Origin of the sequence: Aminobacter niigataensis (genome assembly GCF_014200015.1) — a bacterium.
Lineage (GTDB): Bacteria > Pseudomonadota > Alphaproteobacteria > Rhizobiales > Rhizobiaceae > Aminobacter > Aminobacter niigataensis.
The window spans coordinates 23,989-50,490 of sequence record NZ_JACHOT010000009.1 but is presented as its reverse complement, the minus strand read 5'-3'; the positions used below and the strand labels follow the sequence as shown (position 1 = coordinate 50,490).

Genomic DNA, 26,502 nt, shown 5'->3' with positions numbered 1-26,502 from the left:
AGGGGCTCGCCTCCTTCCTGGAGGAGGTCGGCTTTGGAACGAATTAGGTGCGACTCCCTTAACCAGCCCGATATTTATTTCTCGGTCTCGGGAACCATTTCGCCATCTCACTACATAACACTAGAAAGCAGGAGGGGGCGCTATCTTGGCAGAATACTCGTACTTCATCATCGAATTCGATGGTCGAACCAGAGAACTCGACCTCATCAACCCACGGATCTACTTCGAGCAGGGGCGTTGCCGTTTCAAGTACGACGGCCCCATCCCAGGGTTCTGGCACGCCCATATTCGTGCGCGCCATCAGCTCGGCCGCGGCTTCGAAGTGAAGTGGGAGCTCGACCGGAAGCCGCGGACGCCGGCGGGGGCCGGTCATGAAGCCGGTCATCGTCCACCGCTATTCCTGGCACATCACTGAAGCCATTGAGGCCCTGCTTGGGGACGCCGCCGGCGACGCCAAGAGCTGGAGGATCCGAGTCGAGGGCGACGAACTCGTCGTCGACATAGTGGCGCCGGACCTGCGCCTGACCCCAGAACAGATCGCGGAATCATGTCCTTTGCCTCCGGCGGAGACCTCAGAGGCGGCAAGCGTGCCGGCCGAGGAGCACGCAGCGGAGCAGCCAAAGCCGGAGCGCAAGGGCGGCCCACTCGCTCGTTCCGCCGCCATCATCGGTTCCGAAAAAGGGTTCTGGACCTTTGCGAAGCAGAAGCGTGGTGTCGATATCGCCTCGGCCGAGGAGGCCGGCGCCTGGTTGCGCAAGGTCTGCGGCATCGAAAGCCGCGCCGACCTCGATCATGATGCCCGCGCCGCCGATATCTTCCGTCCCATCGAGAAGGCCTATCGGCTCTGGCTTGAGGGCTATGACTGATGATGAAGCGAAAGCGCTTGGTCATCGCGCCACCACCAGGTCTAGAACCCGAGCTCGCCAAGATCATTGAGGCCCTTGCGCGCAAGGCCGCGCATGAGGATTACTGTGGCGGCGCCACCGATGGCCCCACAACGGATGAACCCGATGTCAAAACGCGCCGCGCTGTACGCCCGGTATTCAAGCGATCTGCAGACTGATCGGTCCATCGAGGATCAGCTCAATCTCTGCCGGTCCTATGCCGTTAAACAGGGCCACGACATCGTGGCCGAATTCCATGATCACGCCAAATCCGGTGCCTCGATCATGGGACGCGATGCCCTGCTTGGCATGATGGATGCGGCTCGCGACGGCGCCTTCGATGTGCTCGTCGTCGAGGCCCTGGACCGGATCTCGCGCGATCAGGAAGATCTCGCAGGCATCTTCAAGCGGCTGACCCATGAAGGCGTCGAGATCTGCGCCGTCCACGACGGTCGTGCCGACATCATCCAGATCGGGATCAGAGGGCTCGTCGGCGCCCTGTTTCTCCAGGATCTCGCCCACAAGGTGAGGCGCGGTCTCGCTGGTGTCGTCCGCGACGGCAGGAACGCCGGTGGCAAGGCCTATGGCTACAAGCCCGTTCTGGGAAAGCCTGGCGAGCTCGAAATCGTTGAAGCCGAGGCCGAGGTGGTTCGGCGGATCTATGAGGAATACGCCGCGGGGGCACCACCGCGAGATATCGCGGGGCGGCTGAACCGTGACGGCATCGTTGCACCACGCGGCAACGATTGGCAGGCATCCACGATCAATGGCAACATGAAACGGTTCAACGGGATCCTGCAGAACCCCATCTATGACGGCCGCATCATCTGGAACCGCGTCTCGATGGTGAAGGATCCCGATACGGGGCGCCGGATCTCGCGACCAAATCCCGAATCAGCATGGCAGGAGGTCCCGGCGCCTCATCTCAGGATCGTGCCGGCTGAGCTATTCCAGGCCGTTGTCGAGCTGAAAAGCCATTACCGCCCGTTCTCGAAGACGATGAAGCGCAACCCGAAGCGGCTGCTATCCGGCTTGCTGCGGTGCGGGGCCTGCGGTGGCGGGATGTCGATCCACGGCAAGATGGGCAGGGTGACCCGGATCAAGTGCACCAAGGCCACCGAAGCCAGGACCTGCGGCAACCGACGGCCGTATGTGCTCGAGGATATCGAGGCCGGTGTGATTTCGGGGCTGCAGCAGCGCCTCAGCGATCGGCGGTCCGTCGAATACTACGTGACGGTCTACAACGCCGAACAGCAGCGGCTGTCGGCCGGTGACGGCGCCGAACGGGAAAAGGCGGCGCAACGTCTCGCCGCCGTCAACAAGTCGTTCCAGCGCGCCGCAGATCTCGCCATCGACGGCGTCCTCAGTGCTGACGAGGCCAAGGTGCGGCTCGACGAGCTCCGTGTCGAGCGGGCCGAGATCGAGAAGAAGCTGGAAACGATGCCGGAGCCCCCTAACGTCATCCAGTTGAAGCCGGCGCTGATCAACCGCTATCTGCGGATCGTGGAGACACTGGCAGCCAGCCTGCGAGGCAACGACGAGTTGACCGACGACATCAAGGCTACGGTTCGCGAGCTGATTTCGAAAGTCACGGTCTACCCGACATCGAGCGGACAACCGCCAGAGATCGAGGTCGAAGGGTTTCTTTCGAAGTTCGTCGAGGACGCCCCCGAACAAAATCTCAAAATTCGGGGGGGAGTGATGGTAGCGGGAAGTGGACTCGAACCACCGACCCCAGGATTATGATTCCCGTGCTCTAACCAACTGAGCTATCCCGCCAGGGTGGAGAAGGCTCGAAAAACTGTCTCGGAAGAGGCAGGCGTCGATGCGTTCGCCAAGGTCGGGCGGATATAATGTCTGGATGACGAACCTGTCAAGCAGTGACATTGCGCAATTCCGGATAATTGCCAAGGACGCATCGCCGGTTGCTATTCAGCCTGTTTGCGGCTGGTTTTTGGGCGGGATTGCTCCTGCGCCGGCCCGCAACTTTGATATGCAGCGCATGATGGGAGCCTGGCCGTAGAGCGTGCGGTTAACGATCTTTGGCGTATGCTTGAACCCACGTGCATGCGAGCTAGGTGATTTTGGCGCAGGCTGCGGGGTTGAGTTAGAGAGGCTCGGACATTATGTCTGCCGACATAAATCCCCCTGGAAAGAGCCTGATGAATCCGCGTATTGCAGTTCTTGGATGCGGCTATTGGGGCGGTAATCATATCCGCACCCTGAAGTCGCTCGGCGCCCTTCATGCCGTCTCCGACGTCGACCCGGCCCGCGCCGAACGATTTGCCGCCGAGCAGGGCTGCCTTGCGCTGACGCCGGACGAACTGTTTGCCCGCGACGACGTCGACGCCGTCGTCATGGCGCTGCCGCCGCAGTTCCACGCCGATTTCGCGATTCGTGCCGTCGAGGCGGGCAAGGACGTGCTGGTCGAAAAACCGATTGCCCTGACCGTGCCCGACGCCGAGCGCGCGGTGAAAGCCGCGCGCGACAATGGCCGCGTGTTCATGACCGGGCACGTGCTGCGCTTCCATCCGGCTTTCGAAGGGCTCAAGGCGCTGGTCGACAAGGGCGAACTCGGCGAAGTCGGCTACATTCATTCGCATCGCCTGGGCCTCGGCAAGTTCCACGCCGAAAACGATGCGCTGTGGGATCTCGCTCCGCACGACCTGTCGATGATCCTGGCGATCACCGGCACAGCCCCGATCGAGGTGCGCGGCGAGGGCGCTGCAGTGCTCAACCACCTCAGCGATTTTGCCCACCTGCACATGCGCTTCCCCAATGGCCTGCGCGGGCACCTGTTTGCATCGCGCCTCAATCCGTATCGCGAGCGCCGGCTGACGGTGGTCGGGACCAAGGGCATGGCGGTGTTCGACGACGTCGAGCCGCAGGAGCGCAAGCTTGCACTCTATCGGCATGCGGTGTGGCGGGACGAAGGGCAGTGGACGTCGACGATGAACGAGCCGACCTATATCGCGCTCGAAAATGCCATGCCGCTGACGCGCGAACTCGAGCATTTCATCCACTGCATCCAGACGCGCGAAGAGCCGCGCACCGGCGCCGAAGAGGCGCTGGGTGTGCTGCGCATCCTGACTGCGGGCACGGTTACGCACGACTGAAGTGAGGGGAGTAGGGGAGTAGGGGAGTAGGGGAGTAGGGGAGTAGGGGAGTAGGGGAATAGAGCAGTATTGCCCGGTCCCTTTTTCCTACTGCCTTATTCCCCTCATCACCCACCACCCGGCAAGGGCGAGAGCTGCCAGCCATACCGTCACGACGAAAGCGAGGCCTGCCAGGCTCCTGGGCTTGGCGTTGATTTCGGCTGCCTTTGCACGGAAGTCGGCCATCAGTTCGGGCGGGATCATGCGGATGACCAGCCAGATGCCCAATGGCACGATCAGCAGATCGTCGAGATAGCCGAGAATCGGCACGAAGTCGGGAATGAGATCGATCGGGCTCAGCGCGTAGGCCGCCACGCAGGCGGCTGCCACGCGGGCATACCAGGGCGTCGACCGGCTGCGCGCGGCGAGGTAGAGGGCCACGACATCGCGCTTGAGGAGCCGCGCCCAGCGCTTGGCCGCTTCCAGCACGGGTATCGAGCTTATTCTGCGGCTATGGAGCCCGGCGTTGCCGCCAGCCGTGACAGCATCGCCTCGGCGTCGGCATGGCGTTCGGAACGTTCGATGAAACCGCCGCCGAAGACGCGTGCTTCGTTGACCTCGTCGGAATAAAGCACGCAGGCTTGGCCGGGCGCTATGCCCGACTCGCCATCGACGAGTTCGACCCAGGTCGCGCCGTCGCGATGATGCAGAACCACGGGGCGGGGCGGACGCGACGAACGCACCTTGGCGTAGAGCTCGAGGCCGCCAGCGGGAACGGCAGACAGCGCCTCGTCGCCCAGCCAGTTCATGCCGCGCAGGAAGATCTTGTGCGTCTCCAGCGCCTCGCGCGGGCCGACGATCACACGGGCGCGTTCGGCGTCGATATGGACGACGTAGAGCGGTTCGCCGGAAGCGATGCCGATGCCACGGCGCTGGCCGATGGTGTAGCGCAGGATGCCTTCGTGGCGGCCAAGCACGCGGCCGTCGATATGGACGATGTCGCCGGGATTGGCGGCGGAGGGCCTCAGCTTGGCGATGATGTCGGTATACTTGCCCTGCGGCACGAAGCAGATGTCCTGGCTGTCCTGCTTGGCGGCAACCGTCAGGCCCATGCGCTCGGCTGCGGCGCGAACCTCGGGCTTGGACATGCCGCCGAGCGGAAAGCGCAGGTAGTCGATCTGTTCCTGGGTGGTGGCAAACAGGAAATAGCTCTGGTCGCGGTCGGCGTCGACCGGGCGGTACAGCGCGCGATGGGCGCCATTCTGCCTGGAGCGGATGTAGTGGCCGGTGGCCAGCGCATCAGCGCCGAGCTCGCGTGCGGTGGCGAGCAGGTCGGCGAACTTGACCGTCTGGTTGCACGACACGCACGGGATCGGCGTCTCGCCGGCGACGTAGCTTTCGGCGAACGGGTCGATGACGGCCTTGCGGAAGCGCTCTTCATAGTCGAGCACGTAATGGGGAATCCCGAGCGTCTCGGAGACGCGGCGGGCGTCGGCGATGTCCTGTCCGGCACAGCACGAACCGGCGCGATGGGTGGCCGCACCGTGGTCGTAGAGCTGTAGCGTGACGCCGACGACGTCATAGCCTTCCTGTTTGAGCAGGCCGGCCACGACTGAAGAGTCGACACCGCCCGACATGGCTACAACCACGCGGGTGTCTTCGGGGCGTCCGGGCAGGTCCAGGCTGTTCATCGGGATTGCGTTCCGCTGTCTTTAGGTCGGCTGCATGCCAATGGCTGCAATATAGGTCAAGCCTCGCCGCAGTGCCACCCGAAGCGGTCTGGTCCACCTTTTTCGGCGGCAAACCCGCCAACTGGGCAGGTGGTTAAATTGCGGATTGAGAGTCTAACGTTCTGTTCACGTTCGTTACTTAGCTCTTAGGACACGCTTAGGCAATTTTTAAAGCTGTGGCGCTAGTGTGGCAGGTGATTGGGTCTTTGAGTTTTTAGTAGAGAGTACGATGACCGATCTGGTTAGACCGCGTGTCAAATATGTTATCGGGCCGGACGGCAGCCCGCTTACGATTGCCGATCTGCCCCCGACCAATACGCGCCGGTGGGTTATCCGCCGCAAAGCGGAAGTGGTCGCAGCGGTCAGGGGAGGGCTGCTCAGTCTCGACGAAGCGTGCCAACGCTACAAGTTGACGACCGAGGAGTTTCTGTCCTGGCAGGCTTCCATTGACGAATATGGCCTTGCCGGACTGCGCACCACGCGCATCCAGCAATACCGTCATTGACACCGGCCGTTACGGCCAACCAACAAGAAAGGGTGCGGCTTGCCGCACCCTTTTTCGTTTGAGCCCAGGCTTCCTGCAGCGCTAGAGCGCAAGCACTACCTTGCCCCTCGGTTTGGTGGCGAGGAAAGCGTGGGCAGCGCCTGCGTCCTCGAGCGCAAAGCTCTTGGCGACATGCACCTTGAGCTTGCCGGCGGTGGCCAATCGGCCAAGTTCCTCGAGCCCCTCGCGGTCGGGCCGCACCAGGATGCGCTCGAGCCGGATGCCCAGGGCCTCGGCGTCCGACTTTGCCTTCTCGCTGGGGTCGAGCAGGGCAACGAGCACACCGCCCTTGCGCAGCACCTTGAGCGATTTCTCGGCATGCTCGCCGCCAAGCGGATCGAACACCAGGTCGACCTGCCCGGCCACGGCGACGAAGTCGCTCGATGTATAGTCGATTACCTCATCGGCGCCGAGGGAGCGGACGAACTCCACCTTGCCGGGGCTTGCCGTGGCAACGACATGGGCACCGAGCGCCTTGGCGATCTGTACGGCGAGATGGCCGACACCACCGGCGGCAGCATGGATCAGGACGCGGTCGCCGGCCTTGAGCTTTCCTGATGTCACGAGACCCTGCCAGGCGGTCAGTCCGGCGAGGGGGAGGGCCGCAGCCGAGGCATGATCAAGCGCTGCTGGCTTGTGTGCGACCTCAGTTGCCGGTGAGGTCGCAAATTCGGCATAGGCCGCGGCCTCCGCCGGGAAGTGGGGCATGCCGAAGACCTCGTCGCCGGGGGCGAAACCATTGGCGCCGGGGCCCACCGCCTCGACCGTACCCGAGACATCCCAGCCGAGCACAAAGGGCGGTTCGCCGAGCAGGGGGTAATAGCCGCCGCGCACGGCAGCATCGACCGGATTGACGCCTGCTGCCCTGACGCGGATCAGCACTTCGCCTGATTTGGGCTGCGGGGCGGGGCGTTCGGCAAGCTCAAGCACTTCTGGGCCGCCGACGGTGGCCTGGGTAATGGCACGCATGGGATTGTCCTCCTTGGGATGATGCATGTGCCACTATCATTTGGATAGTATCAATCGATTGTCGAGAATGTACCTCAATGATATATAGGTACCCCATGGATAGTGAATGCGCTCCCGATACCCCATTCGGCTACGACGCCTTCCGGCGTCAATGCATGTCGCACACCGTGCTCGAGATGCTGGCTAGCAAGTGGGTCTATCTGGTTGTCGGGGCGTTGAAGCCGGGCAAGCGGCGCTATGGCGAGATGCAGCGCAAGGTCGAGGGCATCACGCCCAAGATGCTGACGCAGACGTTGCGCGTGCTGGAGCGGGACGGGTTGGTGCGGCGCGAAATCTTCCCGGTCATTCCGCCAAGGGTCGAATATGAGTTGACCGACCTCGGCCGGAACCTGGCGGACCTGCTCAATCAGATCAGGGTGTGGTCGGAGCAGCACGCGCCCGATATTCGCGACGCGCGGGCAAGGTCGCTCGAAGGCGAACTCGTCGTGTAATTGCCGGCCGGGCGCCGCCGGGCCAGAATCTGTCTAAAGGAGCGGCTTGTCAGCCGATCATCGCGTTGCGGCCACCCGTCTCGGCCTCGCGGGTGGTGCGGTCGCGCGATTCCAGCATTTCCGCCTTGGACAGCTCCGCTTCAGCTTCGGAGAGTAAGGATTCGGCAGCGGCGCGCTGTTGCGCCAGGTCATGCTGGGAGTTCTTCAGGTTGTCACGTCGTTGCCGCGCCGCCTTGGCGAAGGTCGGGTAGGCGAAATGATTGAGATCGGTGATCCCCGCCTTCTTTTCCTCGGCGACGATCTGCATCTCGAGTTCGTTCGCCATCCGGTCGAACTCGGCGATCATCGAATCAAGCTGCATCAGCTGGCGGCGCTTTTCGTTCACCTGAAACTGCTTGAGCCTGACCAGGTTCTCACGTGATTTCATGACCCGACACTCCCGAACAACGAAAAACGCACTTGCACTCGCCTACTTTGGCCCCGAGGGACCCTGCCGCACCCGAACCGGTTCTGAACTCCCGGCTATGGAAAACAAACTTTTAAAGTTTTTCTCCGCCGGTAACCATTCGTTTACGGGCATCGTTAATCATACCCATCGAGACTTAAGGCCCGGTAAAGATTCTGGTTTTCGCCGCGAATGTGATCGGTCCTTCTCTGGAGTCGCTTAGTCAACCTAGTTAATGCGTCGCGTTAAGATGTTGACCGTGTGATTCATGTTTGGATTCAAGAGGGTGTATGCGCCGGTTAAAATTTCTGATATGGTCTTCCATACGAAATTAGGTTTTGTTAACCATTCGATGGCAGCCTCCGATTCAGTAGCACTGGGCCGGTATGGACGAGACCGCGAAGATGTTCCGGCAGCAGAAAAGGGGATTTGAATGCGCGTTCTGCTGATAGAAGACGACAGTGCAACCGCACAGAGCATCGAACTGATGCTCAAATCGGAGAGCTTCAACGTCTATACGACCGATCTCGGCGAAGAAGGCGTCGATCTCGGCAAGCTTTATGATTACGACATCATCCTTCTCGACCTGAACCTGCCCGACATGTCGGGCTATGAGGTTCTGCGCACTTTGCGCCTGTCCAAGGTCAAGACGCCGATCCTGATCCTCTCCGGCATGGCCGGCATCGAGGACAAGGTGCGTGGCCTGGGCTTCGGTGCCGACGACTACATGACCAAGCCGTTCCACAAGGACGAACTGGTAGCGCGCATCCACGCCATCGTCCGCCGTTCGAAGGGCCACGCCCAGTCGGTCATCATGACCGGCGACCTGATCGTCAATCTCGACGCCAAGACGGTCGAGGTCGGTGGCCAGCGCGTGCATCTGACCGGTAAGGAATACCAGATGCTGGAGCTGCTCTCGCTGCGCAAGGGCACGACTCTGACCAAGGAAATGTTCCTCAACCACCTCTATGGCGGCATGGATGAGCCTGAGCTGAAGATCATCGACGTGTTCATCTGCAAGCTGCGCAAGAAGCTCGACGCCGCATCCGGCGGACAGAACTTCATCGAAACTGTCTGGGGCCGCGGCTATGTTCTGCGCGAGCCGGAAGAGCTTCGCGAAATCGCCTGATTTCTTGTTCCGATTTCAGTCAAAACCCGGCCTGCATGCCGGGTTTTTCTTTGCCGCGAATCAGGCGGCGACGTCGAAGGCGCGGAAGCGGTCGAGCAGTTGCGGCCTGGTGAACGGCTTCAGGAGGTAACCCTGCGCGCCGGCCCGCTTGGCACGCATGATGGCGCCGATGTCCACTTCGGTCAGGCAGATCGCGATCTGCGGCTTGACCCGGCTGTTGAGGGCACGGACGCGGCGGATGAAGTCGGCGGTCGCCATGTCCTCGAGCGCACCGTCGACCACGATGATGTCAGGCATGTTATAGGCGCACATGTCGAGCGCTTCGGCGCCGGTCGACGCCTCGACGACGGCCATATCGGGGCTGTTGAGGATGCGTTTGGCGACTTTGCGGATGACGCTGGAGTCATCGACGAACAGGCAGCGCTTCATGGCCCGGTCCTTCTTGCGGGGGCCGAACGCGCCAAGCGCGCCGGGGTGATGCACTCACCCTAGCGCGACCTCGTAAAGAAGCTGAAAACCCGAATGGTAAAATTCGTGGAAACGATGCCGGTCAACAAGGGCTGAGACCGTGCAGGACGCGGTGCCACCAGGTTCCATGCCGCCAGAAGGGGCAGGGCGGCCAATTTTACTCGGCGAATACTGGCGCGCGGCGCCTTTTCACTCGGCAGTCAGCAGAATTTCTTCCGGCGTGGCGTGGATCGAGATCGTCATGCCAGCCTCGCGTGCGAGCAGCAGCGTGTAGTAGGGCTGAACCGAATGGGCGTCGATGGGCTCTTCCGGCTTCTGGCCGGAATGCAGCTCGAGGAACTTCGGCGGCACGCGCAGCATCGGGCCGCTGGCCGACAGGGTGAATTTCGGCGCGGTCTCGACGTTTTCGAGCGTGACGCCGAGCTTGCCGCCACGCGGGATCGCGGCGTGGGCAACCAGAAGCAGGTTGAGCAGCAGCTTGACCTTGTTCTTGGGCAACAGCGCGCGCCCGCCCGACCATGCCAGTTCCGGCTTCTCGTTCTTGAGAAACGCGGTGGCGACCGCTTCGGCGTCGCCGGTGTCGATCAGCATGCCGGCCGAACCGGCAGCACCGAAGGCGATGCGGGCGAACTGCAATCGCGCCGATGCGTTGCGCGCACTGGTGCGGATGAGGCGCATGGCGTCTTCGTCGGCGCCGCCCTCGTCAAGCAGTTCGAGGCCGTTGTTGATGGCGCCGACCGGCGAAATGATGTCGTGGCAGACCCGGCTGCACAGCAGCGCCGCGAGATCGGGGGCGGAAAGCATCATCAATTCGGCCATGAACGACATCCCTCGGCAGCAGCTTAAGTTCAAAATGAGACCAGGACCCACCAATGCGAATCAGGGCTGGTCGACGGTACTCTTGGTTACACAGCGCCGGTAACGGCGGCAAGAATCAGCATACTGCACTTGATTAAAACGCCTACATTTGGGCGCAAATCCGGCCTTTCCACAGGGTTTTATGCCTTCGATCCGCCATCTTCATCAGGCAGTTTAATGGTTGAAAAAGGATTACGGCATAGTTTGCCGGAGTTGGACGAGCCAGCTGCCGATCAAGAGCAGCAGCAGTCCGGGGCGTCGGAGAAAGTGTGCTCCCTGACGGAGATTTGGAAGCATGATTTCCCGATTCTATGGCCGGACGTTCGCCCGGCTAGTTGCCGCGATGTTCGTCCTTGTCGGCGTTCTGGCATTTTCGACATCTGCGTCTCGCGCGCAGCAATACACGGCGCAGGAGATCCTCGATTCCGGACACCGGTTTTTCGGCTCGACCTCGGGCGGTCTCGCCAGCGTCGTCGAGAAGGTTTTCGCGTCTTACGGCCTGCCTAACGGCTATGTACTGGGCGAAGAGGGTTCCGGCGCCTTTGTCGGCGGCCTGACCTATGGCGAAGGCACGCTCTATACCAAGAATGCCGGCGACCATAAGGTGTTCTGGCAGGGGCCTTCGCTTGGCTGGGATTTCGGTGGCCAAGGCTCGCGGACGATGATCCTCGTCTACAATCTGGACGACATCAATAATCTCTACGACCGCTACGGCGGTGTTGCCGGTTCGGCCTATATCGTTGCCGGCGTCGGTTTCAACGTGCTCAAGCGCGGCAACATCCTGCTGGTGCCGGTGCGCACGGGCGTGGGGGCGCGACTGGGGGTCAATCTCGGCTACCTGAAGTTGACGCAGCAGCCGACGTGGAATCCCTTCTGATTGTGTGAAGAACAGGCTGGTCGGGTGCCATAGCGTTTGCAGCGGTGCTGGATTCCTGCCATGGGAACATGGCAAAGTCGGCCTGTCCGTAACGGGTAATGTGCCTTGGTCCAGTCGATCCTGTTTTTCGTTCTTGGCTTCCTGACCGCCGGGTTTCTCGTGCTGCTGGTCGCGCCGTCGGTATGGCGGCGCGCCGTTTCGGTTACGCGGCAAAGGGTCCAGGCGAAGCTTCCCATGACACTGGACGAGATTCGCGCCGACAAGGACAGTCTCCGCGCCGAACATGCCATGGCCCTGCGCAAGGTCGAGGTCCAACTCAAGGCTTCGCAGGAAAAGGTGCTGGCGCAAGCCATCGAGCTCAGCCGCCACCGCGAGGCAAAGAAGCTGGTTGCCGACGGCCATGCCGAGAAGGACCGGGTTGTCAGCGAGCTCGAGGCCAAGCGCGGCAATCTGCATGAAGAGGTCGGCAAGCGCGACGAGCAGGTCAAGGCGCTCGCCGCCCAGCTCGCCGAGGCCGAGCGGCTGCTGGAGAAGCGCTCCGAGGAAATCGAGGAGATGGGCAGGCTTTATGACGAAGCCAGCCTTTCATCCAGCAATCGCCAGATCGAACTGGTGAGCCGCGAGAGCGAGATGGGAAAGTTGTCGGACGACATGTCGGCGCTGCGCCATCAGCGAAAAGACACGGATCGGCGCGTGAGTGAGCTCGAAGCCGACAACAAGGCCGTGCGCGAGGCGTTGACGGCGGAAACCAGGCGCGCTGCGGACCTCGACAAGAAGTTGCAGCAAATGGTGACGTCGCTGAGCGATCGCGACGACAAGATCGAGCGGCGCGAGGGCGAACTTGCCCGCGTACGCGCGCAACTGAAAAGTGCGCCGGCGGCGCAGGAGGCCGGCAGCATGAACAATGAAACCGCTCCATCGGCCGAGCGCGAACGTCTCGAAGGCCGGCTGACTACGCTCCTGCGCGAGAACAAGCGGCTGAAGGGCGAACTTGCCCGGGCAGGGCGATCTGCGCCGGTTGCGGGCGAAGACTCTGTGCTGCGCGAGCAGATGCACGAACTCGCGGCCGAAGTCGTGGCACTCACGGCGCGGCTCGAGGGACCGGAATCGCCCATCGCCCAGGCACTCGCAAAGGCGGGCGGCACCCCGGCTCCGACCAATGATGACGGGCCGGCGATGATCAGCCTCGCCGATCGGGTCAGGGCTCTGCAGAAGTCCCCGCCTGCCGAATAGGTCTATCCGGTTGCATCCGTGAAATGATGCAGCGCGATCGCCGAGGCGGCCGCGACGTTGAGGCTGTCGAAGCCCGGCGCCATCCTGATCCTTGCCGTCGTCAGCCGCTTCAGCAGCGGTTCCGGCAGGCCGTCGCCTTCGGTGCCGAGATAGAGCGCCAGGCGCTTCGGGCGTCGAATGTCGCGGATGTCAGCTTTTCCAGCCGGCGATAGCGCGAGTTGCTCGAAGCCATGGCGCGACAGCGCGTCGGCGAGTTCGCCGGCCGTTCCACCGATGGCGAAGGGCACCTTGAGTGCGGCGCCCACCGAGACCCTGATCGCCTTGCGGTAGAGCGGATCGCAGCAGGTTTCGTCGAGCAGCACCGCATCTGCACCGAAGGCCGCGGCATTGCGGAAGATCGAGCCGATATTGTCGTGGTTGGAAATGCCCACCGGAACCGCGACCAGCGCGCGCTCGGGCAGGGCGGCCAGCATCTCGTCGGCCGAAGGGGCTGAGCCCTTGTTGCCGATGGCGAGGATGCCGCGATGCATGTGGAAGCCGGCAATGGCGTCGATGACGGCAGCGGAGGCGACGTAGACGGGCATGCCTTCGGGCGCGAAGCCGAGCGTCTCGGTCATGCCGGCGAGGCGGTTTTCGAGGACCAGCACCGATTCTGCCTGAAACCTGCCGGCGGCGAACAGTACGTTCAGCACAACCTTGCCTTCGGCAATGAAGCGCCCTTCGCGGCCGACCAGATCGCGCTCGCGGATGCTGAGATAGGGCGCGACACGAGGGTCTGCCGGGTCTTCGATGCGGATGATGTTCATGGCTTGCTCCATAGCGGAGGGCAGGCCGCTATGGGAGCCGAAAAGGCATGGATGCCCGTCAGGCGTCGTCGAAAATGCCTTCCAGCGTGCCGAGCAGCTTGCGCACGGCTTCCGACTTGCAGGTATAATAGATCATCTGCCGGTCGCGACGTGTCTCGACCAGCTCCTCGTTGCGCAGCCGCGCAAGATGCTGCGAAAGCGCCGACTGGCTCAGCGACACTTTTTCAGCGATGGCCCCGACCGACATCTCAGTGTCGAGCAGGTGGCTCATGATCATCAGCCGCTTTTCATTGCCCATAAGCGTGAGCAATGAGGCTGCGGCTTCCGCGTTTGCCGTCAATTTCTTCGGTTTCATGCGAACCCCGTGTATCTTCAATGCTTTCCGGCGTCATGGGGGCAACAACACCGAATTACCACGCCAGATCCTCAATGGAATCAATGAATGATCTAACAAAACCAGCAGAAATCAGCTTTCCTCTAAAAAATCAAGACTTTGCTTCGCGGCCTACTCTTGCCATTTCGACAAGGCTGCGCCTGAGATCGGCGGCTTCGACAAGCATTTCCGGGAAAACTACCCGTCCGGTTTCGTCGCCGGCGGCAAGATCCATCCCCTCCGGATCGAAGCCGCTGAGCGTCCAGGCACCGTCGGTGAGCTTGCCGAAATGGCTGGCGTAGATGGCGATCGCCTCGCGGTGATCGGAATTCATGTGATCGAGCGCCGACTGTTCGGCGCCGGCAATGGCGTCTACCGCCGGGCCTTGCAGCAGCAGGTCGTCGCGGCTGAGCAGATAGGCCTTGCCGAAGCCGCCATTGAGGTTGGCGCGCTCCAGTTCGAGCCGATAAATGGCGAAATCGCCAAGCCCGACATAAAGCTTGGCCTTCGGGTTGCGGTTGATGTAGCGGCGTTCGGCGCGGGCCTGCTCCGGCGTGCCGCGCTCCAGGCGAACCGCCCGGCAGAACAGCGTGATGCGCGGATAGGCGAGCGGGTCGCCCTTGCCGATCTCGCCGACGAGAAGCGAGCAACGCGGATCGGCGACGATGCCCTTGGTGTGGGCGGAGAGGCCGGAGATCAGGATCAGCGGCGTGCCGTCGACATCGGTTGCGGTGCCGACGCGGCTGGCCAGCGGGGCGCCGGTTTCCGGCTCGATGACGGCGAGCGCGCCATGCCGCGCGGTGCGCATCAGCGAACGCGCCAGCGCGATCGCCTCTGCATCGGTTTCGCGGATGACATCCTTCTTGCGCTCTTCCAACACCTTCACCATCAAATATGAATAATTCAATCTACTTATCTTTATCCTCGCAGGTTTGGCAAGGGCGTGCCTTGTCCAAGACGAGACAACCCCGGAGCTTGCGCGTCCGGGGCTGTACGATAGACGAATTGCAGACGTCAGGAGCTTATTTCGGCGCCATGCGGATGGCACCGTCGAGGCGGATGGTTTCGCCGTTGAGCATCTGGTTCTCGACGATGTGCAGGGCAAGGGCCGCATATTCCGACGGCTCGCCGAGGCGCGGCGGGAACGGCACGGCGGCACCGAGCGAATCCTGCACCTCCTGCGGCATCGCCGCCATCATCGGCGTCTTGAAGATGCCGGGCGCGATCGTGGCGACGCGGATGCCCGAACGGGAGAGGTCGCGGGCGATCGGCAGCGTCATGCCGACGACGCCGCCCTTGGATGCGGAGTAGGCGGCCTGGCCGATCTGGCCGTCATAGGCGGCGACCGATGCCGTGCTGATGATGACGCCGCGCTCGCCGCCCTGCAACGGCTCGAGCTTGGCCGCACCGTCGGCGAACAGGCGGATCATGTTGAACGAGCCGATCAGATTGACCTCGACCACCTGGCGGAAGACGCTCAGCGGGTGCGGCCCGTCCTTGCCGACTGTCTTCACACCGACGGCGATGCCGGCGCAGTTGACGAGGATGCGCGGGGTTCCGAGCTTGGCGGCGACTTCGGCGAAGGCGGCGACAGCGCTTTCCTCGTTGCTGACGTCGCAGCGAACCGCCACGCCACCGATGTCAGCGGCAACCTTTTCGGCCCGTTCGAGGCTGAGGTCGAAGATCGCAACCTTGGCGCCCTTGGCTGCGAGTGCGCGTGCGGTTGCCTCGCCAAGGCCGGAGCCGGCGCCGGTGACCACTGCGATCTGCCCGTTTGGATTCATGTCAGCCTGTCCTCTTCTTGCTGTGAACGGATGGTCTATCGCATCGGCCTGAAAACCGAAATCGGTATTAAGACCGCGCTCTGCACGGAAAGGGCAGTCGGGTTCAGGCGGGCTCGGCCACGCGTTGCGGGGTCTTGGCCAGGTCGGCGTGGCAGACTTCGCCCGACAGCAGCGCGACCGCACCGGGAACGACCTCGTGTGCGAGCAGGCGGTTGAGGTCGACGGGGCGCGGCATCTCGATCTGCCCGCGTGGAATGCGGGCAAAACCGAGTGGTCCGTAATAGGGTTCGTCGCCGACCAGGATCACCGCCGGCTCATTGGCCTTGGCGGCTGCAGCCAGCGCCATGGTGACGAGCTTGCGGCCGATGCCGAGGTTCTTGAAGTCGGGCCGCACGGCGAGTGGTCCCAGCATCTGGGCGCGGCCTTCGCCGGCAGCGATCGGCGTCATGCGCACAGAGGCGACGACCTGGCCGGCGTGCATGGCGACAAAAGACAAGGAGCGGTCGTGCGGGCCGCCTTCGCGGATCTTGTAGGCAGCGCGGGTGAAACGGCCCGGGCCGAAGGCCTCGGCGTTGATGTCGTCGATTTCGAGGTCGTGCGCCGGAGCTTCCGGCAGATAGGTGACGTCGGCGAGGGTCATGTTCGTTGCAGTCCGGTGTCCTGGGATGAGGTGCCGCGAGCCAAGCCGCAGCGTTCGCAAGTCAGCGCCTCAGGCGCGTGCGCTCATTCGTCGTCGGTCAATCCGGATATTTGCAAAGCAATGTGACATCGAAATGCCCGCTATCATCATTTCGCGTGGTCGTCCATCGCGGATTTCGCCGATGTGCGCGCAACGTTGAACGATGCGTTCAGGATGCGGACCTTCGGATTGCCGGTGTCATGCCCTACATGCTGGCAAACGAAAGGATTTCACGATGGGATTGCTGGTCGAAGGCAAATGGCAGGACCGCTGGTACGACACCAAGTCGACAGGCGGCAAATTCGTGCGCTCGCATGCGCAATGGCGCGACTGGATCACCGCTGACGGCAAGCCGGCGGAAGGCCGCACGCGCGGCTTCAAGGCCGAGCCGGGGCGCTACCATCTCTATGTCTCGCTCGCCTGTCCGTGGGCGCACAGGACCCTGATCTTCCGCGCGCTGAAGAAGCTCGAGGACATCATCTCGGTGTCGGTCGTGCATCATTTCATGGGTGAGAACGGCTGGACCTTCCGCACCGACGACGGCGCCACCGGCGACACGCTCTACGGGCTCGACTTCCTGCACCAGCTCTACACCAAGGCCGACCCGACCTATTCGGGCCGCGTCACCGTGCCGGTGCTGTGGGACAAGAAGGAAAAGACGATCGTCTCCAACGAGTCGTCCGAGATCATCCGCATGCTGAACTCGGCGTTCGACGAATGGGGTGATGCCTCGCTCGATTTCTACCCGGAGGCGCTGCGCAGCGAGATCGATGCGATGAACGACCTCGTCTACCCCTCGATCAACAACGGCGTCTACCGTGCCGGCTTCGCTACCACCCAGGCCGCCTATGAAGAGGCCTTCGGGGAGCTGTTTGCGGCGCTCGACACGCTGGAAGACCGCCTGTCGCGCCAACGCTACCTCGTTGGCAACTCGCTGACCGAGGCCGACTGGCGGCTGTTCACGACGCTGGTTCGCTTCGACCCGGTCTATGTCGGCCACTTCAAGACCAATCTCAGGCGAATCGCCGATTATCCCAACCTGTCGAACTATCTGCGCGAGCTCTACCAGGTGCCTGGCGTTGCCGAGACGGTGAACCTGCATCACATCAAGTCGCATTATTACGGCAGCCACACCGGCATCAATCCGACCGGCATCGTGCCCGTCGGTCCGGAGGTCGATTTTTTGGCACCGCACAACCGCGGGAAGTTGTTGAAGGCGGCCTGAGCGCCCCCTGTTGGCGCTCAGTAGCCCTCATGGTGAGCCTGTCGAACCATGAGGGCGCTTGGCTCTATTCTGCTTGCCCAAACCCGTGGTTCGACAGCTCACCGTGAGGGTTTGGGGAGTCCGTCACCAATACGGCGACGCTGGCACGCCCTCAAAGACTTCGGCGATGCGCCGCCGCGTCGCTGGCGTCGTACCCTCCGGTAGGGCGTCGAGCGGAAAGAATCCCGCCTCGGCGATCTCATGGTCGGGCAGCTTGGGCCGGTCCTGCCTGAATGCTTCGATCAGGTAGAACCCGACATGGTCGCGCCGGGTCGCCTGCTTGTTGAGGTGGATCGATTTCAGCACGGGCGGCGCGGTGAGGCTGATGTTGCCTTCCTCCTCCAATTCGCGTGTCAGCGATTCGACAAAAGTCTCGCCGATCTCGACGCCGCCGCCAGGCAATTGCCAACCGGGCACGTAGGTGTGGCGGATGAGGAAGACGGCGTTGGTCGCCTTGTCGTGAACGAGGCCACGCACGCCGAGCGTCATCGGCCTTCTCAGCAGAAAATAGAGGTGAAACAGCCTGCCTCGCAGCCGCGCCCACAGGCTCTGGCGCTGCGGAGCGGCCTTGATGTGATTCCCCATCAGGCGTGCCGCCATGGGTGGAAAGCCGGAGCAGCGTCACCTAAAAGGGAAGGATGTTCAGGCTTGCGCATATCTCAGACGTCCATCTTGGTCCGCTTCCGGATGTAACCTATCGCGACCTCGCCTCCAAGCGCATGGTCGGCTACGTCAACTGGCAGCGAAACCGGCGCCGCCACCATCACGACGGCATCGTCGACACAATTGTAGCCGACCTCAAGGCGCAGGCGCCCGACCATCTCGCGGTGACCGGCGATCTGGTCAACCTGGCGCTCGACGGCGAGATCGAACTGGCGCGGTTGTGGCTCGAAACGCTTGGTACGCCGGCTGACGTATCGGTCGTGCCGGGCAACCACGACGCCTATGTGCCTGGTGCCTTCGACAAGGCCTGTCACGCCTGGGCGCCATGGATGAATGGCGACGGCTCCCATGGTCCTATCGGCCGCCACACCTTTCCCTATCTTCGCGTGCGCAAGAACGTGGCGCTGATCGGCGTGTCGACGGCGCGCGCGACCGCACCCTTCATGGCCAGCGGTTTCTTCCGCGAAGGCCAGGCGGCACGGCTGGCGCGCATTCTGGAGGAGACGGGCAGGCGGGGGCTGTTTCGGGTGGTGATGATCCATCATCCGCCGGTGCGCGGTGCCGTGGGCCAGCACAAGCGGCTGTTCGGCATCGGCAAGTTCCAGAGCCTGGTCATGCGCTACGGTACCGAACTGGTGCTGCACGGCCATTCGCATTTGCCGACGCTGCACTGGATCCACGGACCGACTGGCCGGGTGCCGGTGGTCGGCGTTGCAGCCGCTGGGCAGGCGCCCGGCGGCCACAGGCCGGCGGCGCAGTTCAACCTGATCGATATCTCGGGCGAGCCAGGCGGCTGGAATGTGAAACTGACCCGCCGCGGCCTGGTGGGACCTGCGATGGCGCCTGCGGAGATCGCAAGCCTTGACCTGACGGCAATGGTTCCGCGTTCGATCGTCGAGGTCAGAAGCTGACGCCGGTCGCGGCGAGGCGCAGCCAGTAGAGCGCGGCCATCACCGCGATGCCGGCGACGGCGCCGGCGACAAGCAGGCCGAAGCCGGACAGGAAGCGTGGCCATATCGGCCGGGCGATGGGCCGCAACGGCGGCTCCGCTTCGGCGACAGGGTCCCTGGCAAAGCTCGGCAACGCCAGCTCGGCGCCTCCGTCCATCATCTGCTGCCGCTCCACGATCCGCTCGGCGATGTAGCGGGTGACCTGGGCGGCGACGCGCTTGGTGTCGGTCGTCTCGGCCAGGACGACGCGTCCGATGCGGGTGTCGCGCACGAAGCGGAACGTGCGGCGGTCGCGACCGAGGGCGACATGGCTCACGGCGTCGATCCACAGTCGCGGCTGCAAGCCCGACGATATGGCAAAGTCGAAATTGTCGATGTCCTTTGGCACGTCGGCGAAGACTTGCTCGAGCTCGGCGGCAAGCAATTCGAGCCGCATGCGATGGGCCTCGCGCAGGTCGACGACGACGTCGGTGCGATCCGCCGTCGCGTTCTTGACATCGCGAATGGCGTCCGACAGCACGCGTGCCGGCTTCATCGCGGTCACGTTGTCGTCGCTCATCGCCTCTTGCCTCTGGTGTCGGTTAAGCAAGAGTTAACATAATCACGATCGCGGCGGAATTGTATCCCGCCGAAATGTCCTGCCGCAGATGCGACGCGGTCAAAACGGTTTCTGTACAATCCTTTATCGGCAGCCGTGCAGAATCCGATTCATCAGGCCTTGTTGTCGGTGAATGTCGGCTGGCGCCGCTGGCGCCGGCGGCTCATGCGGCGCACGATGTCGGCTACGAGACCTGGCGTCTCCTCGGGCAGCATATGACCGATCTCCAGCACGTGGTGAACGAGGAACCCAGGCGGGAGATCGTCGGCATGGCTGTAAGGCAGCACGGCATCGTCGGTGCCCCAGACCACCATCACCGGCATGGCCAGCGAGGCAAGGTCTTGACGCGGGATGACTCCCTGCCTGCCGTCGGCCGTCATTGCCTCGGCAAAGGCGACCAGCTTTTCGGTCTGGCCGGGCCGGGCGCGCATCTCGGTAAGGTTGCGAATGGCGGCATCCGGCACTGTGCTGTCAGGGCTCGACATTTCGGCGAGACAGGCGCGGATCTCGTCGGCGCAGGCGGCTGCCGCATAGCGCCGGAGCAGGGGAGCGTTGATCTCAGGTCCATAGCCACCAGGCGCAAGCAGTGTCAGCGATGCGACGCGCGCGGGGTCGAGCAATGCTGCGAGCGTTGCCACCGCGCCGCCCATCGAGTGGCCGACGAAGTGGGCGCAGGCTATGCCGCGCGCCGCAAGATCGGAAAGAACGGCCTTTGCCGCCACCTTGGCCGAGCCGGCCTTGGGATAGTCGAGCGAACGGCCGTGTCCCGGCAGGTCATAGGCAATGGTCCTGAATGCATCACCCAGCGTGTCGACGACATCCTCCCAGATGTCGCAGCAGCCGCCGAAGCCGTGAAGCAAGACCACCACGTTGGTGCCGTTTCCCCGAACGGCCGCATGGATGGAGTAATTCATCGTCCCTGAAATAACCCGAAGCCTGAAATCGACTGCAACTATAAGTATAATTCGTTGGATTTAAAATGCCGTTGGACGTTTGTAGCGCGCCCAATATGCAAAAAAACAGTCCAAAAATAAACCGAAACTCAAGTCTGGTTGCCCAGTCCGGCTGCGCGCAGGGCCTTCGTCAGCGATTTTATCAGCTCCGCGGGATATTTGCCCTTGTTGAAGGCGGTGGCCGGGTCGGTGGCGAAGGCAGGGTAGGTTGCAGAAATCTCCTTCACCAGCGATGCGGTGAGCTTCTCGTCGCCGGCGAAATCCGCGGCGATGAGGCGTGCAGCCAGATAGTGCGGCTTCTTGTTCGCGGTAAGCGAATTGGCGGCGCGCGCCGCGGCGTAGCGGTTGCCCAGCATGAATTCGCCGAGGAACAGGCCATAGTCCCACCAGCCGGGACGGGCACTGGTGCTTTCCACCGCGCGCTTCATGATCGGCACGCCGTCGCTGTAGCTCCCCGACAGGACCAGCGCATAGCCGTAAGCGGCCGCCATGGTCAGGTCGTAGGTATTGAGTTCGTAGGCCTTGCGCATCCAGCGGATGGACTCCGTGCGGTCGCCGAGGCGTGACTGCAGATAGCCGTAGGCACGATGCGCATAGGGGCTGGTGGCGCCGGTCTGTACCGCGTTGTGGGCCTGCGCATAGGCTCCGTCGGCGGTGGCGTTGGGCGGATAGCGGTAGTTGTCGGTCACGGCTTCGAGTTGCAGCGAAGCGAGTTCGGCATAGACGATGGGAGACTTGGCGCCGCGCCGCGACAGTTCTTCCATGCATTGATAAGCGGCGCGGTGCCTCGCGGCAGTCTGATCCATGTAAAAGTCGTCGCTGAGCAGAAGGCAGGCCACCAGCCCGCGCTGCAGCCCGTTCTGCTCGATGTAGCCATAGATCATGCCGGAAACCGGAATCGCCGAGGTGACGATTTCGGCCATGCGGTCGTCGATCGCATCCGGCTGGACCTCCTGAGGCGACAGTACGCGCGACAAGAGGATGCGGCCGCTGGCCATGTGCTGCAGTTCGATCAGCACGGAACCCGGCGAGGGGCCCGCATTCACGGCGAAATCGAAATCGGTTGCGTCGGCACGCCTGGCTCGTTCCGAACGGTCGCGGGCGATGAGATCGATGGTGTCGAAGCCCGACAGCGCCGTTCGCAGCACTGTCGCGACCCGCGCGGTGTCGCCGCCCTCCGGGCCGAGGTGAATATGCACGGCCGGCAACTGGTCGACTGCATCGGTGATACTGGCGGTGGAGTTGCGGAAGTCGGTCACGCTGGCGGAATTGGTGGCGGACGGGCCGCCGATGTTGCGGAAGACCAAGATGCCGAGCATGACGATGACCAGTGCCATCGCCGCCCAGAAATACCTGAGCTGCCGTTTGACGCTGGTGCCCTGCAACACCGGGTCCATCTGGTCTTCGGCATGTAGCGCCGCCGCCCCCAGCTCGACATTGGCTGGTGACGCAATTGCCTCGTTTCCCTCGATTTCACCAGGGGAGGGCACGTCGGGCGGGCTCTCGGCAACCGCCTCGTAGGCGGGCACGTAACTGCCGCGGGGAATGGTGATGCGGATCGGGTCGGCCGTGCCCTCGACGGCATAGTACTGGGCCAGAAGTTCGCGCAGGCGTCCGGCCTGGACGCGGACCACGGCATCGGTTGCCGAATCGAATTCGGCGTCCTTGCCGAAGACATCGACGGCGATGGCAAAGCCCTTCAGCCGCTCGGCTTCGCCGGCGAGATCGCGCTCCACGAGATAGCGCAGCAGTTTTCGTGCCCGATCGGACCGGCCGAAGGTCTCGCTGGCAACAAGCCGCTCAAGCGCTTCGCGCACTGCGGGGGCGGCAGGCGTGGAGGCAACCAAGTATCGACCCTTTTCGAACCGGTACGAATGATCGGATCATAGTCGGCTGGCGGTGGCGCACAAGCATGCAGCGCACCGATGCACAAACGCCTCGCCCGTTATCCACGGGCGAGGCGTGTCCGGAGTGGCGTTAACCCTAACGCGTCAGGATGCGATTGGCTGCTGAAACCACCGCTTCAAGGGAAGCCGCCACGATATTAGTGTTGATTCCGGCGCCGAACAGGCGTCCGCGCGGATGCTCGACCTCCATGTAGCAGATGGCCGAAGCGTTGGAGCCGCGCTGGATCGAATGCTCGGAATAGTCGAGCACCGAAAGGTCGATCCCGATATGGCGGGACAGGGCATCGACGAATCCGTCGATCGGGCCGTTGCCGGTTCCGGAAATCACCACTTCCTTGCCGTTGTCGACAATGGTCGCCTCGACGACGCGGCGGCCCTTCATCACAGTATCGGGAAAGGTCTGGTGATCGACGAATTTGAGGCGTGCGGCCGGCTGGTCTACATAGACTTCGAGGAAGCGTTCATGGATGCGCTTGACCGACACTTCCTTGCCTTCGGCATCGGTGATCGCCTGGATGTCCTGGCTAAACTCCACCTGCAGGCTGCGCGGCAGGTTGAGGCCGTAGTCGGCCTGGAGCACATAGGCGATGCCGCCCTTGCCCGACTGCGAGTTGATGCGGATGATCGCCTCGTAGCTGCGGCCCACGTCCTGCGGGTCGATCGGCAGGTAAGGCACTTCCCACAACGGCTTGTTGGCGACCTTGATCGCCTTCATGCCCTTGTTGATAGCGTCCTGGTGCGAGCCGGAGAAGGCGGTGTAGACCAGTTCGCCGACGTAGGGGTGGCGTTCGGGAATGACCATCTGGTTGGAATATTCGTAGACGGCCTTGATCCGCTCGATGTCCGAACAGTCGAGTTCAGGGTCGACGCCCTGGGTGAACATGTTGAGCGCCAGCGTCACCACGTCGACGTTACCGGTGCGCTCGCCATTGCCGAACAGCGTGCCTTCGACACGGTCGGCACCCGCCATCAGGCCGAGCTCGGTGGCAGCGATGCCGGTGCCGCGATCGTTGTGGGGATGCAGCGAGATGATCAGGTTCTCGCGATTGTCGAGGTTGCGGCACATCCACTCGATCTGGTCGGCATAGATATTGGGCGTCGCCATCTCGACGGTGGAGGGCAGGTTGATGATCAGCTTGTTGTCGGGCGTCGGCCTGATGATCTCGGTGACCGCGTTGCAGATTTCCAGCGCGACTTCGAGTTCGGTGCCGGTGAAGCTTTCCGGCGAATACTGGAAACGGTAGCCGCCGCCGGCCTTGGCCGCCATGTCGGTGATCATCTTGGCGGCGTCGGTGGCGATCTGCTTGATGCCGGCGACGTCCTTGCCGAACACCACGCGGCGCTGCAACTCGCTGGTCGAGTTGTAGAAATGCACGATCGGCTTGTGCGCGCCCTTCAGCGCCTCGAAGGTGCGTGTGATCAATTCCGGCCGGCACTGCACGAGCACCTGCAGCGACACGTCGTCGGCGACGTTGCCGTCTTCGATGCACCAGCGGGCGAAATCAAAATCGGTCTGCGACGCCGAGGGGAAGCCTATTTCGATTTCCTTGAAACCCATGTCGAGCAGCAGCTGGAACATGCGCGCCTTGCGGTCGTGACCCATCGGGTCGACGAGCGACTGGTTGCCGTCGCGCAGGTCGACCGAGCACCAGATCGGCGCCTTATCGATGACCTTGGACGGCCAGGTCCGGTCGGGCAGGTCGATCTTGTGATAGGCTTGATACTTGACGGCGGCGGTCGGCATGCCGGCGCTCCGGCCGGAAGCTGGGGTGGTCTTGCTCATTGTCGGTCTCGTTCTCTTGGCCGCCATGCACGACATAGCGCGCATGCTTCAGCGGTCTTAAATCAGAATTTCGGATCTGTTGTGAAGAGTAAAGGAGCAGATGCCTCGGCGGCAATTCGACCGCCGGACGCTCCCTTAACGAGCCCGGCGATCGCCGATAAGGCCGAGAAGAAGAAGAGCCGAAGAAAGCGCGCGCAGCGTCTCGCCCGCAAAAGCGGCCGGACGGGAGATTTCGATGATCTTGCGCGAAGTCATGGCCGCTCTCTTACAGGAGGCGCATGGCGCGCGCAAGGGCGACCGTCCGCGACAGGGCGGATGTCAGCCGGGCAACTCCGGCGTGATGCCGTCGGGCGTCAGGCCTTGTGCAGGCGCAGGGGGCTCACCCGCTCGCGGGCGATGATGCCTTTTGCCTCGAGGTCGAGCTGCACCGCCTTGGCCCACCAGCCTGCCTTGGCGCCGCCGGGATAAAGGTCTTCAGGCAGGTGGCGGCGCACGCCGTCCTGCATCTGCGCCACGGTCAGCCCAGGCGACCTTGCCGGCAGCACCTCGAGGATCGCCTGCTTCATCGCATGATACATGGCGGCATCGGCTGAATTGACCTGGCCGGGGTGATTGACGTTTTCCAGTTCGACTCTTGCTGGTCCGGTGCGCGCCATCGCCATTGTCCCTTCCGTTGGTTTCAGTGCCAGTGACCAAAGGACGAGCGACGGGTGGCCGATGCTACAGGGGCGATCGATCTTGTCGAAATGGGAGCGCTGGCCGGTGCGCGTGGCGTCTCAATCCTTGATCGACTTGGCCACCAGCTTTGCCAGGGCGGGTCCGAACATGAGCACGATCAGGAAGCGCAGCATCTGCAGTGTCAGCACGAACGACAGGTCGACATTGTCGGCCGCCGCGGCGATGATGGCGATCGAATCCATGCCGCCGGGACTGGTGGCGAGATAGGCGGTCAGCGGATCGACGCCGAGGATTTGGTGCAGCCCCCAGGCCAGGGCGCCGCAGAAGGCCATCAAGGCCGCGATCGAGCCGACCACCTGAGGCAAGGCACGCGCGGCGTGGCGCAGGATGGGCCGGGTGAAGTTGAGGCCGATCGACCAGCCGATCAGCGTATAGCCGATGGCAAGCAGCCACTCCGGCAGTTGCTGCGGCACGCCCAGGCCGAGATGCAGGGTCGCACCGACGATCATGCTGCCGACGAAGTAGGGCGAGGGGATGCGCAGCAGAACGCCAAGCGCACTGCCGGCCACGGCGACCCCGATCATCGCGCCGAAGGCGGGCCATTGGAACGCGGGGAACCACTCGATCGGCGGCGTTTCGACGCCCGACGTGTCGACCCAGAGCCGGGCGACGACCGCGGCGGCAAGCGAGACCATGATGACGCGCAGATATTGCATGAAGGCGACAAGCCGGGCGTCGGCGCCGAAGGCGTCTGCCATCAGAACCATCGCTGTTGCCGCTCCCGGCGCCGAACCCCAAACCGCCGTCGTGCCCGGCAGCACCTTGAGCCGCGAGATGAACCAGCCAAGGAAGCTGCTGGCGGCAACCGTGGCAATCGCCGCGCCCAAAAACAGCGGCCATTCGGCGGCGAATGTGGTGAAGATGCCGGGCGAGATCGAGTTGGCGACGAGGCAACCCAACAGCGCCTGTGCTGCGACGAAGAGTGGCTTGGGCACGCGGACCGTGGCGCCGCTGCTGCCGAGTGCGATCGCCACCAGCATCGGGCCGACCAGCAGCGCGGCAGGCAGGTGGACCATTTCCAGCACGCCGCCAACCAGGGCCGAGCAAGCTAGCAGCAGCAGCCATTGCAGCCAGGGCTTCGTTTCGGACAGCGGGGCGGCAGGCTGCGGGTCTGGCTTCATGCGGCCGTCTTAGACCTATTCGGCCGACGGTGTCAGCCCTGTCCAAGGGTAATTATCTTCGTGAGCGCCATGCGTTTGGCGGCAACAAAGGCAATTGCGGTTCGCGACCTGTGGACGCCGAATTGATGAATCGGAACAGGTGTTTGTCGCGGTCGGCTGC

Annotated in this window: 30 protein-coding genes and 1 tRNA gene; 12 read left to right on the top strand and 19 right to left on the bottom strand. The window is 63.0% G+C overall.

The features are described from left to right. The first annotated feature begins 145 nt into the window (after window positions 1-145). The 3 genes from GGQ99_RS23275 (at window position 146) to GGQ99_RS23265 (ending at window position 2,630) form a co-directional block, all read left to right on the top strand. Entirely contained in the window at window positions 146-415 is a 270-nt protein-coding gene (locus GGQ99_RS23275) for a hypothetical protein (protein WP_183264346.1), read from the top strand. Beyond that, window positions 372-866, top strand: a complete 495-nt coding sequence (locus GGQ99_RS23270; RefSeq protein ID WP_183264345.1) for a hypothetical protein — start codon at window positions 372-374, stop codon at window positions 864-866. Before GGQ99_RS23275 ends, GGQ99_RS23270 begins: the two co-directional genes overlap by 44 nt. 93 nt (window positions 867-959) lie before the next feature. Then, complete coding sequence (locus tag GGQ99_RS23265) at window positions 960-2,630, top strand: recombinase family protein (protein ID WP_343061775.1); 1,671 nt, start codon at window positions 960-962, stop codon at window positions 2,628-2,630. On the opposite strand, the gene GGQ99_RS23260 is transcribed toward GGQ99_RS23265, so the two are convergent. Continuing rightward, window positions 2,587-2,663: transfer RNA gene (locus GGQ99_RS23260), tRNA-Met, on the bottom strand. The two genes, GGQ99_RS23265 and GGQ99_RS23260, sit on opposite strands and share 44 nt — an antisense overlap. Window positions 2,664-2,745: 82 nt before the next feature. On the opposite strand from GGQ99_RS23260, the gene GGQ99_RS23255 reads away from it, so the two are divergent. Together GGQ99_RS23255 and GGQ99_RS23250 are read left to right on the top strand one after the other, a co-directional pair. After that, window positions 2,746-2,907, top strand: a complete 162-nt coding sequence (locus tag GGQ99_RS23255; RefSeq protein ID WP_183264344.1) for a hypothetical protein — start codon at window positions 2,746-2,748, stop codon at window positions 2,905-2,907. Window positions 2,908-3,046: 139 nt separating this feature from the next. After that, the gene (locus GGQ99_RS23250; RefSeq protein ID WP_108607227.1) at window positions 3,047-4,000 is read left to right on the top strand and encodes a Gfo/Idh/MocA family protein; all 954 of its coding nucleotides are present in this window, start codon (window positions 3,047-3,049) and stop codon (window positions 3,998-4,000) included. Window positions 4,001-4,087: 87 nt separating this feature from the next. Here GGQ99_RS23250 and GGQ99_RS23245 read toward each other — a convergent pair whose 3' ends face one another. Beyond that, window positions 4,088-4,474, bottom strand: coding sequence for a DUF1232 domain-containing protein (locus GGQ99_RS23245; RefSeq protein ID WP_183264472.1), 387 nt, complete (start codon window positions 4,472-4,474; stop codon window positions 4,088-4,090). A gap of 5 nt (window positions 4,475-4,479) precedes the next feature. Next, on the bottom strand, window positions 4,480-5,670 hold the full coding sequence (gene mnmA / locus GGQ99_RS23240) for a tRNA 2-thiouridine(34) synthase MnmA (protein WP_108607229.1): 1,191 nt from the start codon (window positions 5,668-5,670) through the stop codon (window positions 4,480-4,482). Window positions 5,671-5,938: 268 nt separating this feature from the next. Here mnmA and sciP point away from each other — a divergent pair, with 268 nt between their 5' ends. Further along, window positions 5,939-6,214 carry a CtrA inhibitor SciP gene (gene sciP / locus GGQ99_RS23235; protein ID WP_013529904.1) on the top strand — a complete coding sequence of 92 codons (276 nt, stop codon included), beginning with the start codon at window positions 5,939-5,941 and terminating at the stop codon, window positions 6,212-6,214. Between the two features lie 81 nt (window positions 6,215-6,295). Here the strand turns inward: sciP and GGQ99_RS23230 are convergent, their stop codons facing one another. Next, window positions 6,296-7,222, bottom strand: coding sequence for an NADP-dependent oxidoreductase (locus GGQ99_RS23230; protein WP_183264343.1), 927 nt, complete (start codon window positions 7,220-7,222; stop codon window positions 6,296-6,298). A gap of 155 nt (window positions 7,223-7,377) precedes the next feature. On the opposite strand from GGQ99_RS23230, the gene GGQ99_RS23225 reads away from it, so the two are divergent. Continuing rightward, entirely contained in the window at window positions 7,378-7,713 is a 336-nt protein-coding gene (locus tag GGQ99_RS23225) for a winged helix-turn-helix transcriptional regulator (RefSeq protein ID WP_246389713.1), read from the top strand. 49 nt (window positions 7,714-7,762) lie between these two features. Here GGQ99_RS23225 and GGQ99_RS23220 read toward each other — a convergent pair whose 3' ends face one another. Next, window positions 7,763-8,140: a flagellar export protein FliJ gene (locus GGQ99_RS23220; RefSeq protein WP_108607231.1), complete on the bottom strand. Its 378-nt coding sequence runs from the start codon at window positions 8,138-8,140 to the stop codon at window positions 7,763-7,765. Between the two features lie 451 nt (window positions 8,141-8,591). On the opposite strand from GGQ99_RS23220, the gene ctrA reads away from it, so the two are divergent. Continuing rightward, complete coding sequence (gene ctrA, locus GGQ99_RS23215) at window positions 8,592-9,287, top strand: response regulator transcription factor CtrA (protein WP_018429116.1); 696 nt, start codon at window positions 8,592-8,594, stop codon at window positions 9,285-9,287. 60 nt (window positions 9,288-9,347) lie between these two features. Here ctrA and GGQ99_RS23210 read toward each other — a convergent pair whose 3' ends face one another. Both GGQ99_RS23210 and chpT read right to left on the bottom strand, forming a co-directional pair. Then, complete coding sequence (locus tag GGQ99_RS23210; protein WP_183264341.1) at window positions 9,348-9,716, bottom strand: response regulator; 369 nt, start codon at window positions 9,714-9,716, stop codon at window positions 9,348-9,350. A gap of 228 nt (window positions 9,717-9,944) precedes the next feature. Then, window positions 9,945-10,574 (bottom strand): histidine phosphotransferase ChpT, encoded by a 630-nt coding sequence (chpT, locus tag GGQ99_RS23205; protein WP_108609783.1) that lies wholly within the window; start codon window positions 10,572-10,574, stop codon window positions 9,945-9,947. A 334-nt stretch (window positions 10,575-10,908) separates the two neighbouring features. Between chpT and GGQ99_RS23200 the strand changes: the two genes are divergently transcribed. Further along, window positions 10,909-11,490 carry a DUF1134 domain-containing protein gene (locus GGQ99_RS23200; RefSeq protein ID WP_055973511.1) on the top strand — a complete coding sequence of 194 codons (582 nt, stop codon included), beginning with the start codon at window positions 10,909-10,911 and terminating at the stop codon, window positions 11,488-11,490. Window positions 11,491-11,595: 105 nt separating this feature from the next. Continuing rightward, entirely contained in the window at window positions 11,596-12,723 is a 1,128-nt protein-coding gene (locus GGQ99_RS23195) for a coiled-coil domain-containing protein (protein ID WP_183264340.1), read from the top strand. 2 nt (window positions 12,724-12,725) lie between these two features. On the opposite strand, the gene GGQ99_RS23190 is transcribed toward GGQ99_RS23195, so the two are convergent. From GGQ99_RS23190 to GGQ99_RS23170, 5 genes are all read right to left on the bottom strand, one after another. After that, window positions 12,726-13,529: a TrmH family RNA methyltransferase gene (locus GGQ99_RS23190; protein ID WP_183264339.1), complete on the bottom strand. Its 804-nt coding sequence runs from the start codon at window positions 13,527-13,529 to the stop codon at window positions 12,726-12,728. Window positions 13,530-13,587: 58 nt separating this feature from the next. After that, complete coding sequence (locus GGQ99_RS23185; protein ID WP_055973517.1) at window positions 13,588-13,884, bottom strand: ArsR/SmtB family transcription factor; 297 nt, start codon at window positions 13,882-13,884, stop codon at window positions 13,588-13,590. 130 nt (window positions 13,885-14,014) lie between these two features. Further along, window positions 14,015-14,791: a HugZ family pyridoxamine 5'-phosphate oxidase gene (locus GGQ99_RS23180; RefSeq protein ID WP_183264471.1), complete on the bottom strand. Its 777-nt coding sequence runs from the start codon at window positions 14,789-14,791 to the stop codon at window positions 14,015-14,017. A 133-nt stretch (window positions 14,792-14,924) separates the two neighbouring features. After that, complete coding sequence (locus GGQ99_RS23175) at window positions 14,925-15,686, bottom strand: 3-hydroxyacyl-CoA dehydrogenase (protein WP_108607233.1); 762 nt, start codon at window positions 15,684-15,686, stop codon at window positions 14,925-14,927. 103 nt (window positions 15,687-15,789) lie between these two features. Continuing rightward, window positions 15,790-16,326 (bottom strand): GNAT family N-acetyltransferase, encoded by a 537-nt coding sequence (locus GGQ99_RS23170; RefSeq protein ID WP_183264338.1) that lies wholly within the window; start codon window positions 16,324-16,326, stop codon window positions 15,790-15,792. A gap of 274 nt (window positions 16,327-16,600) precedes the next feature. Here GGQ99_RS23170 and GGQ99_RS23165 point away from each other — a divergent pair, with 274 nt between their 5' ends. Beyond that, on the top strand, window positions 16,601-17,590 hold the full coding sequence (locus GGQ99_RS23165; RefSeq protein WP_183264337.1) for a glutathione S-transferase family protein: 990 nt from the start codon (window positions 16,601-16,603) through the stop codon (window positions 17,588-17,590). Window positions 17,591-17,713: 123 nt separating this feature from the next. On the opposite strand, the gene GGQ99_RS23160 is transcribed toward GGQ99_RS23165, so the two are convergent. Continuing rightward, window positions 17,714-18,214 carry an NUDIX domain-containing protein gene (locus GGQ99_RS23160; RefSeq protein ID WP_183264336.1) on the bottom strand — a complete coding sequence of 167 codons (501 nt, stop codon included), beginning with the start codon at window positions 18,212-18,214 and terminating at the stop codon, window positions 17,714-17,716. Window positions 18,215-18,267: 53 nt separating this feature from the next. Here GGQ99_RS23160 and GGQ99_RS23155 point away from each other — a divergent pair, with 53 nt between their 5' ends. Then, window positions 18,268-19,203 (top strand): metallophosphoesterase family protein, encoded by a 936-nt coding sequence (locus GGQ99_RS23155; protein ID WP_183264335.1) that lies wholly within the window; start codon window positions 18,268-18,270, stop codon window positions 19,201-19,203. Here the strand turns inward: GGQ99_RS23155 and GGQ99_RS23150 are convergent. From GGQ99_RS23150 to GGQ99_RS23125, 6 genes are all read right to left on the bottom strand, one after another. Continuing rightward, a complete protein-coding gene (locus GGQ99_RS23150) occupies window positions 19,193-19,801 on the bottom strand; it encodes a hypothetical protein (RefSeq protein ID WP_183264334.1) in 609 nt (202 codons plus the stop codon). The two genes, GGQ99_RS23155 and GGQ99_RS23150, sit on opposite strands and share 11 nt — an antisense overlap. Before the next feature lie 152 nt (window positions 19,802-19,953). Beyond that, window positions 19,954-20,754 carry an alpha/beta fold hydrolase gene (locus GGQ99_RS23145; RefSeq protein WP_183264333.1) on the bottom strand — a complete coding sequence of 267 codons (801 nt, stop codon included), beginning with the start codon at window positions 20,752-20,754 and terminating at the stop codon, window positions 19,954-19,956. Window positions 20,755-20,882: 128 nt separating this feature from the next. Beyond that, the gene (locus tag GGQ99_RS23140; protein WP_183264332.1) at window positions 20,883-22,640 is read right to left on the bottom strand and encodes a tetratricopeptide repeat protein; all 1,758 of its coding nucleotides are present in this window, start codon (window positions 22,638-22,640) and stop codon (window positions 20,883-20,885) included. Window positions 22,641-22,776: 136 nt separating this feature from the next. Then, entirely contained in the window at window positions 22,777-24,444 is a 1,668-nt protein-coding gene (gene leuA / locus GGQ99_RS23135) for a 2-isopropylmalate synthase (RefSeq protein ID WP_183264470.1), read from the bottom strand. Window positions 24,445-24,836: 392 nt separating this feature from the next. Beyond that, window positions 24,837-25,145: a DUF6958 family protein gene (locus GGQ99_RS23130; RefSeq protein ID WP_343061773.1), complete on the bottom strand. Its 309-nt coding sequence runs from the start codon at window positions 25,143-25,145 to the stop codon at window positions 24,837-24,839. A 114-nt stretch (window positions 25,146-25,259) separates the two neighbouring features. Continuing rightward, window positions 25,260-26,342 (bottom strand): AbrB family transcriptional regulator, encoded by a 1,083-nt coding sequence (locus GGQ99_RS23125; RefSeq protein WP_183264331.1) that lies wholly within the window; start codon window positions 26,340-26,342, stop codon window positions 25,260-25,262. Window positions 26,343-26,502: the final 160 nt, after the last annotated feature.